The organism is Paenibacillus sp. FSL L8-0340 (assembly GCF_038593145.1).
In the GTDB taxonomy this organism is placed as follows: Bacteria; Bacillota; Bacilli; order Paenibacillales; family Paenibacillaceae; genus Paenibacillus_AQ.
In genome coordinates this window covers 6,344,891-6,365,344 of record NZ_CP151967.1, presented here as the reverse complement: position 1 = coordinate 6,365,344, position 20,454 = coordinate 6,344,891, and the positions used below count along the sequence as shown (strand labels likewise).

General features: G+C 51.6%; 11 protein-coding genes. 8 read left to right on the top strand and 3 right to left on the bottom strand.

Features of this window, described 5'->3' with window-relative positions; translation table 11 throughout:
- Nucleotides 1-44: 44 nt before the first annotated feature.
- Both NST07_RS29110 and NST07_RS29105 read right to left on the bottom strand, forming a co-directional pair.
- A complete protein-coding gene (locus NST07_RS29110) occupies nucleotides 45-413 on the bottom strand; it encodes a hypothetical protein (protein ID WP_341379757.1) in 369 nt (122 codons plus the stop codon).
- Between the two features lie 74 nt (nucleotides 414-487).
- Entirely contained in the window at nucleotides 488-961 is a 474-nt protein-coding gene (locus tag NST07_RS29105; RefSeq protein ID WP_341379756.1) for a DUF2798 domain-containing protein, read from the bottom strand.
- Between the two features lie 352 nt (nucleotides 962-1,313).
- Between NST07_RS29105 and NST07_RS29100 the strand changes: the two genes are divergently transcribed.
- Complete coding sequence (locus tag NST07_RS29100) at nucleotides 1,314-1,730, top strand: MarR family winged helix-turn-helix transcriptional regulator (protein ID WP_341096194.1); 417 nt, start codon at nucleotides 1,314-1,316, stop codon at nucleotides 1,728-1,730.
- A gap of 731 nt (nucleotides 1,731-2,461) precedes the next feature.
- Entirely contained in the window at nucleotides 2,462-4,708 is a 2,247-nt protein-coding gene (locus NST07_RS29095) for an AraC family transcriptional regulator (RefSeq protein WP_342480646.1), read from the top strand.
- A gap of 93 nt (nucleotides 4,709-4,801) precedes the next feature.
- Here NST07_RS29095 and NST07_RS29090 read toward each other — a convergent pair whose 3' ends face one another.
- The gene (locus NST07_RS29090; protein ID WP_341096190.1) at nucleotides 4,802-5,686 is read right to left on the bottom strand and encodes a carbohydrate ABC transporter permease; all 885 of its coding nucleotides are present in this window, start codon (nucleotides 5,684-5,686) and stop codon (nucleotides 4,802-4,804) included.
- A 295-nt stretch (nucleotides 5,687-5,981) separates the two neighbouring features.
- On the opposite strand from NST07_RS29090, the gene NST07_RS29085 reads away from it, so the two are divergent.
- The 6 genes from NST07_RS29085 (at nucleotide 5,982) to NST07_RS29060 (ending at nucleotide 20,263) form a co-directional block, all read left to right on the top strand.
- Complete coding sequence (locus NST07_RS29085) at nucleotides 5,982-6,923, top strand: sugar ABC transporter permease (RefSeq protein WP_341097778.1); 942 nt, start codon at nucleotides 5,982-5,984, stop codon at nucleotides 6,921-6,923.
- Between the two features lie 86 nt (nucleotides 6,924-7,009).
- Entirely contained in the window at nucleotides 7,010-8,557 is a 1,548-nt protein-coding gene (locus NST07_RS29080; RefSeq protein WP_341096188.1) for an extracellular solute-binding protein, read from the top strand.
- Nucleotides 8,558-8,659: 102 nt separating this feature from the next.
- Nucleotides 8,660-9,814, top strand: a complete 1,155-nt coding sequence (locus NST07_RS29075; protein ID WP_341379753.1) for a glycoside hydrolase family 88 protein — start codon at nucleotides 8,660-8,662, stop codon at nucleotides 9,812-9,814.
- A 10-nt stretch (nucleotides 9,815-9,824) separates the two neighbouring features.
- A complete protein-coding gene (locus NST07_RS29070) occupies nucleotides 9,825-11,195 on the top strand; it encodes a glycoside hydrolase family 28 protein (RefSeq protein ID WP_342480645.1) in 1,371 nt (456 codons plus the stop codon).
- 9 nt (nucleotides 11,196-11,204) lie between these two features.
- A complete protein-coding gene (locus NST07_RS29065) occupies nucleotides 11,205-12,815 on the top strand; it encodes a glycoside hydrolase family 43 protein (RefSeq protein ID WP_342480644.1) in 1,611 nt (536 codons plus the stop codon).
- Nucleotides 12,816-12,889: 74 nt separating this feature from the next.
- Nucleotides 12,890-20,263, top strand: a complete 7,374-nt coding sequence (locus NST07_RS29060) for a pectinesterase family protein (protein ID WP_342480643.1) — start codon at nucleotides 12,890-12,892, stop codon at nucleotides 20,261-20,263.
- Nucleotides 20,264-20,454 lie beyond the last annotated feature (191 nt).

Genomic DNA, 20,454 nt, shown 5'->3' with positions numbered 1-20,454 from the left:
GGCATCGGGACTGTTTTTATTGCTGGAAAGCAGGAATAGGGAATTTAAATTTGCTTGCCGTTCTCGCCCTTTATCTCCTTGCGCAGCAGGAGGGATTCGGCATAAGTAATCATGGCCTGAAGGAAAAGGATCAGGATTTGATTAAGCCGTCCCATGTCCGAAGTGATGATGATGACGAAGGCGATGAGGCCGGTAAGCAGCGACAGAAGGATCAAACCTACAGACGGAGTCCGGCTTCTGCTGGACCTGAACAAATTCAGGAGAGTAATAAACACACCCTGGGAGAGGATACAATTCACTAATAAAGTGAATTTGGTCCACATTATTTCATCAAGTGAATTGCCAAATACATTAATGAGCACAAGCGCCACGACTAGAATAACAAGAGAGACACCGTCCTTTTTGTTAAGCATGGCGAACATCCTTTCTTGAAATGCTCTGAATATATACCCACTATTACCCATGGCGCCGGGCAATCAAGCAAAGCCTATGCGCTTTGCACAGCACTGTTTACCGGGTAGATCCGGGTGAACAGGAAGCGGGTCAGCGGCCCTACAACAATCAGCTGCAGCGGCAGGGCGCAAATGATGTTCAGTCCGGCAGTGGACAGATAGTGACGGAGGAAGTTGTCTCCGAATCCGTAGTGTGCTAGTGTGCCATATAGGGACATGCAGAGCACCATACCGCAGACCATGAAGAAGGAAATGAACAGCACCTTTTTAATCACGGGATCGGCCGGTTTAACCAATCTAAAGGCCAGACCTTTGGCCGCTTTACTGACGATGATAACATCACAGAATAAGGCGACGACGAGTGCCGGAAGTAAACCGACCGCAACATCACGAAATAAAGTATGGGTTAAGCCAGTGTTTAACATCACGTTGTAAAAGCTCATTCCTACGACCATCAACACACACATCATACAGGTGAATACTAAAGCTTCTTTCTTGTTTCTGCCCATTGTTCAAACTCCCTTAACATATAAGTTTTTCAAACTTCACTCATAGTATCAGGGGGTAGAATTATTGTCAACCTAGTTGACAATAATGCAATCTGTATAGAATGAACTTAATAACTATATAAAAGGGCAAGAGTAACGGAGGGGAATTTTGGAACTGTAGGAGCGATAGCGACCGCCTTTGTCACCGGATTTCCACCGCAAATAGCGGGTTAGATCAAGAAATCTGGGGACAACAGCGGCCGGAAGTCCAAATATTCACCGTAGTTACGTCCTCGCCCCAAATGGGGAAATCTTAAATTCATTCTATATGGTTGTTTATTCTAATTGTATCTTTATATTGGGGGCCTTTTTTATGAAAGACTATATCCTTAGTTTGAACTTGATAGATTTAGTCAGTGAGAAGCATAATGCTCTGCGGGAAAAAGTAAATGAAACCAGCGGTGAGCAGCTGAACAAGACTGAAACGCATATTCTGGCGAAGCTGGAGCTGCATGGCATGCTCACGATTTCGGAAATCAGCAGGCAGATCAGCATTTCCCGCCAGGGTGCGCAAAAAACGATTAACGTTCTGCTGGCTGAAGGATATGTGGAAACCGCCGTGGTAGAAGGGAACTCCCGTGACAAGCATATCGTGCTCACTCCCAAAGGTATTGCGGTCTGCCGGAGCATGCTGGAGATCAAGCAGAGCATTGAGGCGGAGATCACCGCCAAAATTGGCCGGGACCAGGTGGAAACGTTGAGAAAGCTGCTTACGGAGGATTGGCTCTGAGACTGTACGGGTCAGCTGAGGAACTGAGGTGCTGAGGTTCTAAAAGACTCTGAGGTTCTAAGCACTAAGGTTTCTGGGTTCTAAAGCGCACAAGCGGGTTCAAGAAGAAACGTTACTTTGGAGGCGGCGGGCGTAAGTTATAACGGACTGAGGAGACGCTATTGTCCCGAAAAACGCCAATTATTCATCCAAGCGGACCTGAGAGGCAAAAAAGCAGCTGCCGCGTTGTGAAATAAGCAAATAAGGCCGCTGGGGTCTGCAAGACTCCGCCATTAGCCCGATTTCAGCAAATAGCATCTCTGGAGTCCGTTACGAGGAGAATGGTGGCCGGGGAGGGCAGTTTGGTCACCAGCAGAGCGAGCGCAGCTGTCCGTCTGCCTGCAGGATTTTCAAAGAAACCTTGCCCGGGAGCCTATGGAGACTTCGGATTCAAACGCACAACGCTGCGCATTAAGGATATGAGTGTTCCGATCCAATCCTCAGCTGCTCGCGAAGCCGGATGTGTGAATCCGATAAATATTTTTTTTCGGATTAGATGAGTTCGATAAATCAAGGTTCCCGGTGGCTTACGGTGAGCCTTTTTGTTTTGGGCGGGATGTTTCCTTTTCCTGTCTAGGCAGGGAAGAAGCTTGCAGGTTTCAGCGGGCGTTATGCACACGTTAAAAATCCTTGGATTTCGATTCGTGAAAACGCTATAATTGAAAATGATTACTTATTGAAGGAGCCTATGTATGAAAAAAGGCAGGATGTTTTATAAGATTTTTATTCCGATTCTGGTATTGGGCGTCGGCCTCGTCATCAGCTTCGGCAGCTATATTTATTTGACGACGATTCATTCGGTTATTGATAGTGTTGCCAGCGGCAAGCAAAGCCTGATCACCCAAATCAAAAATACGCTGGAGCAGAAAATTAAAACCATAGAGTATGCCTTCAATACTTACAGTACGACCAGTTCCTTCAGCGAGGTCGTCAACAATCCGATGACAGAGGAGGACTTTCAGGCGTACCGGGATATCAATTCCCAGCTCAACTATATCGCTACGATGGGGATGGATGTCGGCGTAAAATATTCGCTGATCAGTCTGGTGCAAGACTGGAAAATTTCTGATGGAAGCCTTTCTCTTCTAACAGAGGAAAACCGGAAGAACCTGTACGAAAGTTATATCAACAATCAGAACAAGGGATTGTTCTGGATCAAGACGGATAAAGGAATCCGTTTTGTGAATACGCTTCCTGTATTCTCTCAGAACAAGCAGGCGATTGGCCTAGCCGATATTTCGCTGCAGACACTGCGGAATATCCTGCAGACGGAGGACAACACCACGGTGTTCATTCTGAACCGGCAGGGTGATCTGCTGTATGAATCGGCAACCGGAAAGAACCTGTTGACCAGCGGGCAAATGAAACGCATCACGAATATTGCCGAGAATGAGAGCCAGACGGGGACAGTAGCCCTGGAGAAGGCCAATTATCAAAAGGTTGAAGCCATTTATGCCAAATCTTCTTATAATAATTGGATTTATGTCACGCTTCTGGACCAGCAGGAAATCTCCAATGCCCTGGCCACGACCCGTGTCGGCTTAATCATCCTGGGAGTGGTGATCACCTTGCTAATTGTTGTGGTGGCCTATGTAATCTCCTTGCATTTCACCAAGCCGATCCGCCAGATTCAGCGCAGGCTGGCGGTCAGCACCCAGCCGGAGGACAAGAATGAGATCGACTGGATTATCAATTCGATTGATACGATTCTGTCGGAGAAGGAAAGTCTGGAGGGACTCTTAGAGTCAGAATTGCCGCAGCTGGAAACGCAGTTTATGCTGAACCTGTTCCGCAGCCGGATTACCGCCGAAGAGCTGGAGCTCAATATGTCCCGCTTCGGTTATTCCCCAACGGAGGATTCAGTGTATTCCACCATGCTGATCCAGCTTGATAATTACGGGGAACGCCAGGCCAGCGATAAGGATCTGCTGCTTGTCGCAGTCAACAAGATGGTGGAGGAATTGATTCCGAAAGCGCGGAGAATGATTCCAATCTTGCTGAATGACCGGACGCAGGCAACCATTCTGATCTATGAGGGAATGAACGAGCAGGAACACCGGAAGCAAGCGCTCGAGGATGCGAAGAAAATTATTAAAACAGTCAGGGATATCCTGAAGCTGTCAGTCAGTGTTGGCATTAGTAATCTCTATCAGGATCTGGCTTCCAGCAAGGAAGCCTGCGAAATGAGCAAGCAGGCACTGCATCATCGTCTGAATCTGGGCAAAGAGTCAATTATTTTTTATGAAGATATAGCAACGGTTATTTCAGGGCCTGTCCTGCTGCATTATCCGGTAGAACTGGAATCACAGCTGTTTGACGCCATCCGGCTCGGGGATGAGGAGCTGGTATCGCGATCCTTGTACCCGCTTCTCGGCGAAATGATGAAGCATAGCAAGAACCCGCTCAATTTCGAGGTTACGCTGATCCGGTTCGTGAACAATCTGATTCAGCTGGAACAACTGATCGGCGTAGAGGTGCTGCTGACCCAGGACAATTATGCTTTGTATCACCGGCTGCTGGATATCCGCAATCCGGAGGAGATTGAACGAATTCTGGTGAAGGAAGTCATCCAGCCGATGGTAACCAGCATGAAGGAGAAGACGACCCGCCAATTCCGCAGCCTCTCCGACCAGATTGCGGCCATTGTACGCGCTGAATTTGATCAGGAGCTGTCTCTGGAGATTATCGGCGAACGTCTGCATTACAGTCCGAACTATTTGAGCAGCATCTTCAAGAAGGAGTTTGGTATGACTTTCAGTGAATATGTCATGAGCTACCGGCTGGAAATGGCCAAGAAATGGCTGGTGGAGAGCGAGATGACCATTAAAGAAATTGCCGAGCGGTTGCAGTACCATAATCCGCAGAACTTCATCCGCTCCTTCCGCAAGAAGGAGCATGTGACACCCGGTGCGTACCGCGCAATGAAGCAGGACAAGTAGTCGGTGGAGTAGACCAAAACAGCCAGTCTCCGGGATACCGGAGGCTGGCTGTTTTGTTTACTGTAAGTGCGGGAAGGTAAAGGGGATAGCGTATCAGCCCTTTACCGCGCCCAGCAGTGCGCCTTTCGTGAAGTGCTTCTGCACAAACGGGTAAGCAATCAGCATCGGGACGGTGGCAACAACGATAACTGCCATCTTGATTGTTTGTGCAGGAGGAACGACATCGACCGAAGTGCCTTCCGCCTGCATCCCGCTGGAGACAATAACAATCTGGCGCAGCAGGACCTGAATCGGCCATTTTAAAGAGTCCGTGATATACAGAATGGCGGTAGTGTAGGTATTCCAGTAAGACACCCCGTAGAACAGGGAGAGGGTCGCAATCGAAGGCAGTGCGAGCGGCAGCATGATTTTGAGGAATACACCAAAATCATTCGAGCCGTCGATCTTGGCTGACTCCTCCAGACTGTCCGGAAGCGCCTGGAAGAAGTTGCGCATGATGATCAGGTTGAAGGCATTGATGGCCACAGGGAAGATCAGCGACCAGTAAGAATCAATCAGCCCGAAATACTTAACAACGAGGAAGGTAGGTATCATACCGCCGCTGAACAGCATGGAGAACACCACGACAAAATTGATGAAGTTTCTACCATATAAATATCTCCGGGATAATCCGTAGGCCATCAGAGCAGTAAGGATCATACTTACCACCGTACCTACCAGGGTTACTCCGATGGATACGGCCAGTCCTTTAAAGATCGTAGGAGTTGAAAGGATATAGCGGTAAGCGTCCAGGGAGAATGTAGTCGGAAATAGAATGAACCTCTTCTCTACTACCTCCTGCGTTGAGGCAAAGGAGCTGGCAAATACATTGATAAAGGGTAAAAGACAGACGAGGGCAATGAGAGTCAGCAGGGTGGTGTTTACTATGGTAAACAGCCGGGAGCCTAAAGTTTCTTTTTTGAATGATGATTGCGCCATGCGGTTTTCCTCCTTGTAATCGTTTCAATGAAACTTTATCAGGGGTGTTGTATTCCGTATATAATCATTAGCTATGGCTTTGTTTAGGCTATAAAAACGAGGTGAAAGGGACCATGATCTTTAGATATCATAGTAATCCGAATAAGGGATAGAATCCGGAAAAACAGCATAACAGCGCGGTTTGTGGCGCCTCCGTAACTAATGATTATATACGTAATCGGCAAATGACCGTAATCTGGGAATCGTAAAGAAACGCGATCAAGGAGGCCGAACATTGAAAGAGGCAAATGTCACCATGGAGTTGAATGCTGCGCCGGTGAGGAAAAAGCAAACGGCACACAGCCTGCTGAGTTTAAAAAGACACAAGCTATTGTATCTGATGATACTGCCGGGATTTTTGTATTTTGTTATTTTTAAGTACCTGCCTATGGGCGGAATGATTATTGCCTTTCAGGATTATCAGCCGTATCTGGGCATCACGGGAAGTCCTTGGGTGGGGCTTAAGCATTTCATCCGTTTGTTTACGGAACCTACTTTCTTTATGCTGCTGCGCAACACACTCATCTTATTTGCGCTGAATATTGTAATCTTTTTTCCGCTGCCGATTATTCTGGCACTGATGCTGAATGAGGTCCGGAACAAGATGTTTAAGAGTGCGATCCAGACGATCATTTATATCCCGCATTTCCTGTCATGGGTTATCATTGTCTCCATTACTTATGTATTCATGAATGTGGACGGCGGGGTGCTGAATGAAATCATTGCTTCGTTTGGCGGACAGAAGATCAGCTTCCTGACTTCGCCAGAGTGGCTGCGTATCGTGTATATCGGACAGATCATCTGGAAAGAGCTTGGCTGGTCGACTATTATCTATTTGGCAGCTATTACTGTAGTAGATACCCAATTGTATGAAGCTGCAGAGATGGACGGTGCAGGAAGATTGCGCAAAACCTGGCATGTCACCCTGCCGGCAATCCGCCCGGTAATCATCACCCTGCTGATTCTGAAAATCGGACATACGCTGGATCTTGGATTTGAGCACATGTATCTCTTGATCAACTCCCTGAACCGCGAAGTCGGGGAAATCTTCGATACTTATATTTACACCGCCGGTCTCAAGAATGGCCAATTGAGCTTCAGTACCACAGTCGGCCTGTTCAAGGGCGTGGTTGGCCTCGTCCTGGTCATGCTGTCAAACAAGCTGGCCAAGAAGGTTGGAGAAGACGGCGTATATTAAGCCATGCACACACTGAATTCAACCCCTGCCTTTGGCGGGGGTGGAAGATACAGCAACACCATTACGTATAAAAAGGGGTAGTGTACATGAATCGCAATTACAAGAAGCTGGCAGCTCTGATGTTGTGCAGCGGGCTTGTGCTCTCAGCTTGCGGAGGAAACTCTAATAACGCAAACAACGGACAGGCGGAAGCCACGAATGCAGGGGGGAACTCATCCGAGGCAACAACGGAGACGGCCAAAGCCAAGATTAGCTGGCTGAACATCCTGCATACGGCATCACCGCCAACGGACACCGTGCTGAACAAAATTGAAGAATTGACGAATACGGACATTGAATTCTCCTGGATTCCTGATGCTTCCAAAGAAGAGCGCATCAATACTTCACTTGCTTCCGATTCCCTGGCGGATATGGTCACGTTGACGATCCTGGATAACTCCTCAGTCCGCAATGCCTTGAAATCGGGCATGTTCTGGGAAGTAAGCCCTTATCTGGATGAATTCCCGAATCTGGCGGCGATTTCCCAGGATACCCGCACCTCGGCATCGATCGAAGGGAAGCTATATGGCATACCATTCCAGAAAGCGGTAGCCAGAAATGGTGTCATCATCCGCAAGGACTGGCTGGATAAGCTGGGTCTAGCGGTGCCGAAGACTACAGACGAGCTGATGGAAGTTGCGAAAGCGTTTACGGAGAAGGATCCTGACGGCAACGGCAAAAAGGATACAACCGGCTTTATGGACCGCAGCGACCTCGTCTACGGAGCATTCAAAACATTGAGCTCTTATTTCGGAACCCCAAACATCTGGGCTGCGGATGAAGCGGGCAAGTTGACACCGGAGTTCGATACGGAATCTTACATTAAAACCATGGATTATATGAAAGCCTTGTATGAAGGCGGCTACATCAACCAAGACTTTGCCGTAACGGCCAAAACCGACCAGCAGCAGAACTTTGCACAAGGTAAAGCCGGAATTTATGTAGGTGCTCTGTTTGACAGCAAAAACCTGATGAAATCGGCCAAGGGCATCCAGGATAACATGGAGCTGGTTATGGTCAATGACATCACCTCAACGGGCAATGAAGCGGACCGTGCGATTTGGGCGGGCGCCAACGGCATTGGCGGCTTGCTGTCCTTCCCGAAATCGGAAGTCAAGGATGAGAAAGAGCTGAAGCGTATTCTGAAATTTGTGAACGATACCATGAGCGATGAAATCTACGCCCTTATGACTTACGGTATACAGGATGTTCATTATACGGTGGATGCCGATATGGCTGTTACTATTAAAGATGCCGATCTGTGGCAGCAGGAAGTTCAGCCGTTTGCGTCCTCCCGTGTGAAAGAAACCGGATATAAGATTCATGATTCCGATCCGCTTAAGGTTGAGGCAGAGCGGCTGATCGAAGAAAATGCCAAGTATGGGGTGCTTAATCCTGCCTTTTCGCTGGAATCCGAGACCCACACAACCCAAGGCTCGGAGCTGCAAAAGATTGTTACGGATGCCACTTATAAATATATCCTCGGGAAAATTGACCTGAACGGCTATAAATCTGAGATCGAAAAGTGGAAAAAATCAGGCGGCAGCAAGATTATTACCGAATATGAAGCTGCCTACAAAGCAGTTAACCCTTAATAGAGTGAAAGCTGGCGGTACTGTGAATTAAGCATAGCAAAGAGGTCCTATCTGCCGATGATGGCGGATAGGACCGTATTTTATCCAACCAAGGAGGAACACATGGCAAACACGACTAAATCTTCAGCAAACTTGAACTGGGCTGTAAAGATGGCGGATTCCATCATGGAACGGACGCCTAGATTATATGATGACAAAGGGTATCAGGGCAAATGGTCTTATGATTACGGTGTTATTCTGAAGGGCTTCGAACTGCTGTGGAAACAGACCGGTGAAGCGAAGTATTACCATTATATTCAGGAAAACATGGACTATTTCATCGGGGAAGACGGCTCAGTGAAGGGCTACCGGCTCGAAGAATACAATATTGATCATCTCAATAACGGAAAGCTGCTGTTCGTTCTTCACCGGGAAACAGGCCAGGAGAAATACAAAAAGGCAGCCGCATTGTTAAGAAAGCAAATCACAGCGCATCCCCGGACCTCGGAAGGTGCATTTTGGCATAAAAAAATTTATCCCTACCAAATCTGGCTTGATGGCTTGTATATGGGATCGCCCTTTTATCTGGAGCATTTGCTCGCCTTCGAAGAAGGGAAAGGTCTGGATGATGTAACCCGCCAGTTCATCCTGTGCGCGCGCCATACCAAGGACGAACACACGGGACTCTTGTATCATGCCTGGGATGAACAGCGTGTTCAGCCGTGGTGTGATCCTGAAACCGGACTGTCACCGAATTTCTGGGGGCGCTCCCTGGGCTGGTATGTGATGGCACTGGCTGATGTACTTGAGATGCTTCCGGCCGGACATGCCGATTACGGCACGCTGGTGAGTATTCTTCAAGATACGCTCTCCACTTTGCGCAAATATCAGGATCAAGACAGCGGGGTATGGTATCAGGTTGTTAATGAGGGTGGACGCAAAGGCAATTACTTGGAGGCCTCCGCTTCCAGCATGATTACCTATGCGATCGCCAAGGGCATCCGGCTTGGTGTGCTGGATAACAGCTGGCTCGAAACGCTGGACAGCGCCTATCAGGGGCTGATCGCGGAATTCGTGCTTGTGACCAATAGCGGCTGGGTTAACCTGAACAAAAACTGCCAAGTCGCCGGACTCGGCGGGGATGACCGGAGAGACGGCAGCTACGCCTACTATATCAGTGAGCCGATCATCACCAATGATCAAAAAGGGCTTGGCGCATTCCTGCTCGCTTGCGGAGAGTACGAATTCCTGCAGCGTCCGGCCGCCGGGAAGGAATAGGTGAAGCCATATGTCATTCTACAGCATTGATGATTTTGGAGCACACAAGAACAGCAAGGAGCTGTCGACGGCAGCTATTACCGGGGCGATTCAAGCGGCGAGCGAAGCCGGGGGCGGTACTGTTTATATTCCTTCCGGCACCTATCGTACAGGCGCGGTCATTCTTAGCAGCAATATCGAACTGCGTCTAAGCCCCGGTGCTGTCCTCTCCTTCAGCTCGGAGCCTGAGGATTATCCGGTAGTGGAGTCCCGCTGGGAGGGAGTGAAGCAGGGGGTTCATGCTTCCTGCATCTTCGGCATGAACTTGGTTAATGTGTCAGTGACCGGCGGCGGCAAACTGGATGGTAACGGCGGGCCGTGGTGGGAGAAGCAGCGCAATTCCCCCGAAGAGCTGCAGTATCCCCGGCCGAAGCTGATCAGCTTCGACGGCTGCAACAGGGTTACGCTTAAAGATTTGACCTTGGTAAACTCCCCGAGCTGGACGGTCAATCCCATCCGCTGCCAGGATGTGACCATTGATAATCTTTCGATCCACAACCCGGCCGATTCACCCAACACAGATGGCATTGATCCGGAATCGTGCGTGAATGTGCGAATCAGCAACTGCCATATCGACGTGGGTGATGACTGCATCGCCATTAAGGCGGGGACAGAGGACACGAAGGAACGGATTGCTTGCGAGAATATTGCAATTACGAACTGCACCATGATTCACGGTCACGGCGGTGTGGTGCTGGGCAGTGAAATGAGCGGTGATATCCGCAATGTTGTCATCAGCAACTGCGTGTTCAAGCAGACGGACCGCGGCATCCGGCTGAAGTCCAGACGCGGGCGCGGGGGTGTGGTCGAAGACATCCGTGTCAGCAACATTGTGATGGAGGACGTAATCTGTCCGTTTATTCTGAACCTCTATTACTTCTGCGGTCCACGCGGCAAGGACAAATATGTCTGGGACAAAAATCCCTATCCGGTAACGGAGGAAACTCCAAACTTCAGACGGATTCATTTTGCCAATATTACCGCGCGGCAGGTTCATGCGGCAGCAGGTTTTCTCTACGGTTTGGCAGAGCGATATATTTCGGAAATTACCTTCTCCGATATCGATATTTCCATGGCGGAGAATGCCGTACCGGGGCGTCCGGCGATGATGTCCGGGATTCAGGAGATGAATAACCGCGGCTTCTATCTCGGTAATGTCAGGGATATCCGCTTCCGGCAGGTAACGATAGAGAATCATGAAGGGCCGGCGTTTTATATTGAGAACGGGGAAGAGGTGGAAATCAGCGGCTGCCAGTCCCGAAATACGCGCCAAGCGGAGGAACTGGTGCAGCAGGTTACATTAGCCCCTTCACAGGAAGATCTCAGCAGTCTGGAAGAATGATGTTGGAACATGACAAACGGAAGGAGCCAGGGAATGATTTCAGAGCACACGAAGACCGGCATTATACAGAATCCAATATTAAGGGGCTTTAACCCGGATCCTTGCCTGGTACGGGCAGAAGAAATGTATTATATTGCGGTATCCTCGTTTGAATGGCTGCCTGGTGTGCGGGTGTACCAGTCCGCAGATCTGGCCGAATGGGAGCATTGTACGGATATTCTGACCCATCAGGTGGATCTGAGGGGAAATCCGAAAAACTGCAGCATCTGGGCGCCGCAGCTCAGCTATCAGGATGGATTGTTTTACCTGATCTATACAGATGTGAAGAGCACGAAACGGCCGTTCAAGGACTGTCATAACTACCTGATCACCGCCCCGGACATCGAAGGACCCTGGAGTGAGCCGGTGTATCTGAACAGCAGCGGCTTTGATCCGTCGCTGTATCATGATGAGGACGGGCGGAAATGGCTGCTGAATGAACTTTGGGATTACCGCATCACCGAAGGCAATAAATCCTCCGGCATCGTCATTCAGGAATACGCTCCGGAGCAGCGCCGGTTAATCGGTGAACCGGTCAAAATCTTCGACTGCACCGAACTCAAGAAGACCGAAGCACCGCATATTTACAAGCGCAGCGGCTATTACTACCTGATTACCGCGGAGGGCGGCACCGGTTCCGGCCATGCTGTAACTGTGGCGCGTTCCACTTCACTGCTTGGACCATACGAAGTAGATCCGCTCAATCCGATGCTGACCTCCCGGAATAATCCTGAGCTGCCGCTGCAATGCGCCGGTCACGGCAGTCTGGTCGAGACACCGGACGGGGAATGGTATATGGCACATTTATGCACACGTCCACTGGAGGGTGAATATGCCATTCTCGGGCGTGAAACTGCCCTGCAGCAGGTATATTGGACCGAAGACGGCTGGCTGCGGCTGACCTCCGGGGGCAGCACACCTCTGCTGGAGGTGCAGGCACCGAAAGGAACGAAGGTCGGGAAGCAGAACCGCGCCTTAGATTTCGAGGATGATTTCAGCGGTCCGGTGCTGAAGAAGAACTGGAATACACTGCGGATAACGGCAGATGAAAGCTGGTGTTCTCTGGCAGAAAGACCAGGATGGCTGCGGATCAGGGCCGGAGAATCGGTGCAAAGCCTGTTCCGGCACCATATTCTGGCCATCCGCCAGACGGACAGCAGCTTCCGCGCAGAGACAGCGCTTGAAGCCGAGCCAGCCAGCTATCTGCAGATGGCCGGTCTCCTGCTGTACCTCAATGAAGATAATTATCTGTACGCCTATATCAGCCATGAAGAAGGACGCGGTAAAGTGCTGCGGCTGATGCGCTGCGCAGCCGATGAATTTACTGCCGAGCCTGTCATCATTGATCTGAATGCAGGTGAAACTGTGCAGATTGCAGTGGAAGTGAGCGAAGTGAACGCGCAGTTTATGTATCTTGCCGGTCAAGCGGCGGCGTGGAAGCCGCTGGGCGGAGAATATAATATAAGCTTCCTTTCTGGAGGCTTCACAGGCAACTTCGTAGGTATTGCTGCGCATGATATGGGGCAGTTCGGAGGCAGCAGCGCCGATTTCTCGTATTTCCGCTATCAAGGGAAGGCATAAAGAAGGCTTCACTTTCGGAGAGTTCCGGCAACTGCCGGGGCTCTCCGCATTCTCATATAACCAGGAGGTTTTGTATGAAGAAAAAATGGTTGGCGGAGCTGCTGATAGCCGGTCTCCTTGCGACAAGTGTTCCATTCGGCACTGCTGAGGCCGCACTTTTGGAAGCGTTTCCTGCTTTCCCTGGTGCAGAGGGCGGCGGCAAATATGTAACCGGCGGCAGGGCACAGGCTGTGTATGAGGTTACAACGTTGGCTGATTACGGGCGCAACGAAACGCCGATTCCCGGTTCTCTCCGCGATGCGGTAAGCGGGAGCAACCGGACGATCGTATTCCGTGTGGGAGGAACGATCCGTCTGAAGGAGTCGCTGAAGATCACCGGCTCCAATCTGACGATTGCCGGCCAGACCGCACCGGGTGATGGCATTACCGTAGCCGATTATACGACATCCATAGAAGCCGACAATATCATTATGCGTTATATGCGCTTTAGACTCGGAGACCGGATTGTCAGTGAAGATGATGCCTTCGGTTCGCGGTATCACAAGAACATCATCATTGACCACAGCTCGTTCAGCTGGTCGGTCGATGAAGTGGTCAGCCTGTATGACAACGAGAATACTACGGTGCAATGGTCGATCTCCGCAGAAAGCATGCTGATGACCAGCCATCATAAAGGGCGGCACGGCTACGGCGGCATCTGGGGCGGCAAAAATGCCAGCTATCATCATAACCTTATTGCCCATAGTACCAGCCGCAATCCCCGACTGCCCACGATAACGAGGCTGGTTGATCTGACGGAAATGACGAACAATGTTATTTACAACTGGGGTTTCGCATCGACCTATGGTGGCGGAGCTGAAGGTTATTTGTACAATATCAGCAACAACTATTATAAAAATGGCCCCAATACTTACAGCAGCGTGAAAAAGCAGTTATTCGGGGAAGTAGCGCCGGTTACGAAGCTTTATCTGGCAGGAAATGTGATGGACGGCAGTCCGGAGGTCACAGCGGATAACTGGAAAGGCGTTCAGAGCTACTCGGACAGTTCAAAGCTGGCGGAGCCGGCAGTGATGCCGAACCCTTATGCGGAAGAGCCGGCCAGCGATGCGTATGCGAATGTTCTGGCCGATGCAGGAGCCACTTTGCCGAGACGGGATGCCTACGATGCGCGTGTGATGAATGATGTAAAGAACCGTACCGGGCAGCATATCAATTCTCCATTGGAAATTGGCGGGTATCCCGACTACCCGGAGACCGCTTCAAAGGTGGTTGACCAGGATCATGACGGAATGGATGACGCCTGGGAAACAGCAAGAGGCCTGTCGCCGTCCGATCCTGCCGACGGCAACGGAACGTTGCTGTCAAGTGAAGGCTACACCAATCTTGAAGTTTATCTGAATGATCTGATTGTTCAGGCCACAGCAAGCGGAGAACATACCGGCAATCCTGTAACCGCTATCAGTTATCCAACCAACAATCAGATTCTGGAGGCGGGCAGTGATGTCACCTTAACGGCTTCCGCCAGCGACAAAGACGGGATAGCCAAGGTTGAATTTATCGTAAATGGTGTGAAGCAGGGAGAAGCTGCCACAGCGCCTTACCGTTTCGAATGGAAAAATGTGCAGGACGGAACTTATTATCTCGTTGTTCAGGCCACCGACAACAAAGGCCTTAAGACGCAGTCGGACAATGTTGCAGTTCACGTCAATACCTCAGGCAGTACCGGTCCATGGACCTCAGCGGATATCGGAAATCCGGGCATTGCCGGACAGACCTCGGTTAATGCAGAGACCGGGCAGGTCACGGTTAAATCGGCGGGGCTGGTTGGTGCCACCTCGGAGAGCGTTAAAACAGAGGATAACTTCCACTTTGCCTATCAGACCCTGGAGGGCAACGGAGAACTGATTGCCAAGATTGATTCCGTAACGGCGACAGATGACGATGCGAAAGCGGGAGTGATGATCCGCGACAGCCTGCAGCCTGATGCCAAGATGGCGATGATGGCGATTCCTTATGTAAAATATGGCAAAAAAGGAGTTCTGATTACCCGCTCCGTTACAGGGGACAAGGTAGTTAGGACGGAACCTGATAGTTTTATCACCACCCCTTATTGGGTGAAGCTGGTCCGGCTTGGCGATGAAGTGACAGGGCTGATCTCGCCGGATAAGGTGGCATGGAGCAGGGTGGGCACAGTGAACCTTGGGCTGAAAGAGACGGTTTATATGGGTCTTGCCGCCGATGCTGCCAAGGCGGATAACGAAGTCAACCGCTATAATATCTCCCGCTTCAGCGGTGTGGAACTGAAAATCCTTGACGATAAGTACCCGGCAACACCCCTTGGACTTACAGCTGCGGGAGGCAGCAAGAAGGTGGAGCTGAAATGGGAGCCGGTCCCATATGCCAAGACCTACGGCATTAAACGAAGTGAGGTTTCGGGCGGGCCTTATACCCTGGTAAGCAAAGACAACTCAGGCAACCTCTATACCGATCTTGATGTAAGTCCGGGAAAAACCTACTATTACACGGTCAGTGCCGTGAACGAATTCGGTGAAAGCTTCGATTCGGACGAGGCGAGTGCCGAGCCTAAGGCTGAAGCGGGCAATATCTATTATGTGGATGAGGATTTCGAGCGGGTGGCTGCGGGCACCACGCCGGAGTATTATGAGGTATCTCCGAATCCACAGACCGATGTGCAAAAATTGGTTGTGTCTGCCACACCATCCGGAAGCAAGGGGAACTCGTCGGCACAAGTGCTGAATGTGTATGATTCCGCGAACGGCAATGTGCAGTTTATCCGCAGGTTCACCCCAATGACAGGTGCGCTGGTGATTGATACCGATTTTATGTTCGCTGCGGAATCGGGCACTTCAGTGTTCCTGCAGGCCCAGAGTGCGGATGGAAGCAAAACCGCGTTCTCCATTGAGAGCCGCAAACCGACGCTTCCGGCCGCAGCGGGCAAATACACACTGACGATGAGCAGGGGGAGCAGCCAATACCATCAGCTGATGAACGCCTACGCACTCAACCAGTGGTATAACCTGAAGCTGAAGGTGGACGTGCAGGGTGATGAAGTCGATGTCTATATCGACAACCAGCTTGCAGGCTCTTTTCCGTTCACCACCACAAATTTTGCGGGATATGGTATCGGGCGGATCCTGTCCAAAACACCGGGCGGCGGGTCCGGCAATTATTATCTGGATAATCTGAAGGTTTACGTGGAGCCAGTCGCAACGCCGCTCGGATTAAACGGTCTTCCCGGCAACGGAGCGGCGCAGCTGAAATGGCCTGCACTTGAAGGGGCAGCCTCCTATAATGTTAAACGGGCACTTACGGCCGGCGGCCCCTATGATACAGTTGCCAGTGCCATTACGGAGACTTCCTATGTGGATAAGGAGCTCACCAATGAAACCACGTATTATTACGTTATTACAGCCGTGGCTCTATCCGGCGAATCGGGCAACTCCAATGAAATCAGCATAACTCCTTCCGCTTCGGCAGTGAAATTGCCCGCGCCGGAGCAGCTTGCGGCGGTAAGCCGGAATGCCCAGCTAGAGCTGAGCTGGAATGCGGTGAAATATGCGGAGAGCTATACCGTCAAGCAATGGAATGCAGCAGCGGACCGCTATGAACCGGTGGCGGAGGGCCTCACGGATACCGCTTACTGCATCGGCGGGTTAACCAACGGGCAAACTTACCGTTTTATCATCTCAGCGGTCAATGTTGCCGGGGAGGGTGAGGACTCACTGCCTGTGGAAGCAAAGCCGCTCCCGGCCTTGGCAACGCCTGAAGTAACCGTCCAGGCCGGTGATAGTGCCGTTAAGGTAAACTGGACGGCCGTCGGGGACGCGCAAAGCTATAGAGTAACGCGGGCATTGTCGCCGGAAGGCCCATATGAATTGCTCGCTGCCGAGATCAGCGGCACCAGCTATGACGATACCGGACTGGCGAATGGTACGCCATATTATTATAAGGTGGCCGCCGCCGATGGTACCCGCAGCGGGCTGGCATCGGATGCAGCCGGAACGGTTCCGTTCCAGAATGCCGGCCAGCCCGGAATTCCTCAAGGGGTTGCGGCTGAACCTGGCAACGGGGAAGTGAAGCTGAGCTGGGCTGCATCTGCAGGCAACAGCAGCTACCGGATTATCCGTTCGGAGACTGGCGGCGACTATAAGGTAGTTGCTGAAGGAATCGGTGAAGCAGCGTATACCGATACCGGACTGGCAAATGGAACCGCTTATGATTATGCAGTAATCGCCGTTGACGGCAGCGGAGGCGCGGCAAGTCTTCCGTCCATGGCAGTCAGCGCGGTTCCGGCCCCGGTTATAGTAGTCGATCAGAGCGGGGCGGGAGATTACAAGACCCTCAACGAAGCAATCCTGGCTTCACCCGATAACAGCACGCTCATGACGATCATCAAGGTGAAGAACGGAACGTATCCAGAGAAGGTGCTGGTGCCGGCAGGCAAGAAGAATCTGCGCATCATCGGCGAAAGCCGGGAAGGCACCTTGCTCGTCAACGCAGACTCGGCCAAGACGATAGGGCCGGACGGCAAAGAAATGGGCACCAGCGGCAGTTATACGCTTAAAGTGGCGGCAACAGATTTCACGCTGGAGAATATGACGGTTCAGAACAGTGCTGGCCGGACTGCCGGGCAGGCTGTAGCGCTATATGCCGAAGGGGACCGGGGCGTATACCGCAACGTCAAGCTGCTCGGCTATCAGGATACGCTGTTCGCAGATAAAGGAAGAGCTTATTTCGTAGATAGCCATATTGAAGGGACTGTGGATTTCATCTTCGGCAACGCCGCTGCGGTGTTCGTGGACAATGTCATTCAAAGCGCGGGCGTCGGCTATGTAACTGCTCCTTCCACGGAAGCGGGTAAACCGGGATATGTATTCCTGAATAACCGCCTGACTGCCGGTGAAGGGGTGGCCGCGGGGAGCGTGGACTTGGGCAGACCGTGGAGAGACTATGGCAGCTCCACCTTCATCAATACGGATATGGGAGCCCACATTAAGCCAAGCGGCTGGCATGAATGGTATGAAGGCCGTTCCCGGACGGCACGTTTCTCCGAGTATATGAGCTATGGGGAGGGGGCCAACGCAGCCGCACGCTACAGCTGGTCCAAGCAATTAACGGCAGAAGAGGCGCAGGCCATTACCGTTCAGGCTGTGCTGGCCGGCAGCGACGGCTGGAATCCGCAGCCGCCGATGCGCCTCTTGAGCCAATCTCAAGTGCCAGGAGAGAAGGTCTCTTCCATTACTGTAAGTAGTGAAGAGGGGAGGAAGACGATCGAAACGGATAAAGGTGTTCTTCAGCTCCAGGCAGTTGTGCTTCCGGAGAATGCGGCCAACCGCAACGTGCACTGGACTGTGACGGAGGCTGACGGAATAACTTCTACCCCTAAGGCCTCCATTGATGAGAATGGGCTGCTTGCGGCAAAAGCAAACGGGACCGTTCTAGTGACCGCGGCTGCGCTCGACGGCAGCCGGATCAGCGGCAGTCTGGAGGTGGTAATTAGCGGCCAGGCGGAAGTTGCGGCCGGGTTGCCTTCGGCGACGCTGAACGGGCCTGTCACCGTGTCGCCCGGGCAGGAATTTGCCTACCGGGTCGGTATTGCCAATGTTACTGATTCCGTCTACAAGTCGGTATACTCCGCAGACTTTACGCTGGATTATGCTGCGGCAGGGATAGAATTTATCTCCGCCCGGAGTCTCGTTGAGGGGATTACGCTTACTCCTATCTCCGCAGATCATCCGGGGCAACTCAGCGTCAGTGCAGCAGCGGCGGAAGGAGTTGCTCTGACCGACGCCAAGGAATTTATCGAAATCAGCTTCCGGGCCAAGGAGACGGCAGCTGAAATTTCAGTGCCGCTGAAATTCGCTGCTTTCAGCGGTTCGAATGGGATCCTGAATTTCCCGATTAAGCATGAGACGCAGGCTGTTGTCCGGGTCATTCCTAAAGTTGCTACCCAAATAAACGTCACTTCTGCAGGCAACGTGAGTGTACTGCAGACCGGGCAAAAGCTGCAAATGCATGCGGCTGTCCTGCCCGTAGGTACCACCGGTACCACGGTTACGTGGTCCGTGTATAATGCCGACGGTTCTTCTACGGTCAGGGCAACCATTACGGAAACGGGTCTGGTCACTGCAATAGCTGCCGGAAAGATCACCGTGAAGGCAGCCTCCAGTGATAGTCCGGGCGTTGCGGGGACGATGAATCTGGAGATCAAGGATGGCCAGACCCCGCAACCGGGCGGAAATCTGCCGTCTACCGTGACAGCCGGCAAACAACCGCAAATTGCAGCAGGTGCCAATGGAATTACAGTTTCCCTGGCAGCAAATGTGAATGGAAAAGCCACGGCAGAGCTATCCGCAATAACGATCACACAGGCGGTGGAAGCCGTTCAGACGGACACACTCCGGATTGAAGTGCGCTCCCCTGCGGATACCACGGCCGTGCAGCTGACGCTGCCGGCGCAGGTAATGGTTCAAGCCGTTTCCGGGAGAATCCGGACGGTGGAGATAGACTTGGGACTGTCCAGCCTCCGGCTGGATGCGGAACTTATTCGGCGGGCAGCCGGATCAGCTTCCTCAAGCCTGACATTTGCTGTTGCCAACTCAGGCAGTGAACAGATTGCGGTTCAGGGTAGCCTTGGCAATATCTATGAACTGGGATTCTCCGTTGACGGGCAGCTGGTGAAGCAATTTGACGGCGGCCTGAAGGTATCGCTGAATTATGACCGTCCGGCTGCAGCTGCAGCCGAGAAAATAGTCATTTATCATATCCTTGATAAGGGTCAGGCGGAGGTCATCAGAAATTCCAAATACAACCTGCTGACCGGGAAAGTGGACTTCAGTCCGGCACATTTCAGTAAATATGCTGCAGGTTATGCAGAGAGTATCTTCGGCGATATTGCCGGACTGGAATGGGCGAAGGGCAGTATTGAAGCACTTGCCGTCAGGGGAATCCTTGAGGGGACGGATACACATACTTTCGGGCCCGGCTTGAAGGTAACCCGGGCGGAGTTCCTGAAGATGCTGATGCTGGCGCTGGATTTGGACGATAGCGAAGCGGCAAGCACCTTCACCGATGCGGCACCGGATGACTGGTATTACAGTTCCGTTGCGGCAGCCCAGCGGCTGGGGATCGTACTGGGCAGACCTGACGGAACCTTTGGTGCGGACGCACCCATCACCCGTGAGGAAATGGCGCTGCTTGCATTCCGCGCAGCCCGGCAGGCCCATCTGCCGCTTCAGGGTTCGGGCCAATCCGCTGCATACAAGGATGCATCCAACATTTCCGAATACGCACTGGCAGCAGTTCAAGCTATGAGCGGAGCGGGGATCATTCAAGGCGTAGGCAATAACAGCTATGCGCCTAAAGCGCAGGCTTCCCGGGCGCAGGCGGCAGTTATTGTACAGCATTTGTTCCTGTTAAGACCGTGATTTCTTAAGCAATCCGTTGTCATCCACCAGTCAGCCTGAACCGCAGCTCACAACGAGCAGCCGGTTTAGGCTGATTGTTTTTGGCTGTCCAGAGATAGTCATAATTAAATCTATTGCGCAATCCGTTGCTGAAATGTATATTTATGGGATGGATTGTACCGATCAAGATATACTTTAAGCAATAAGGTAAT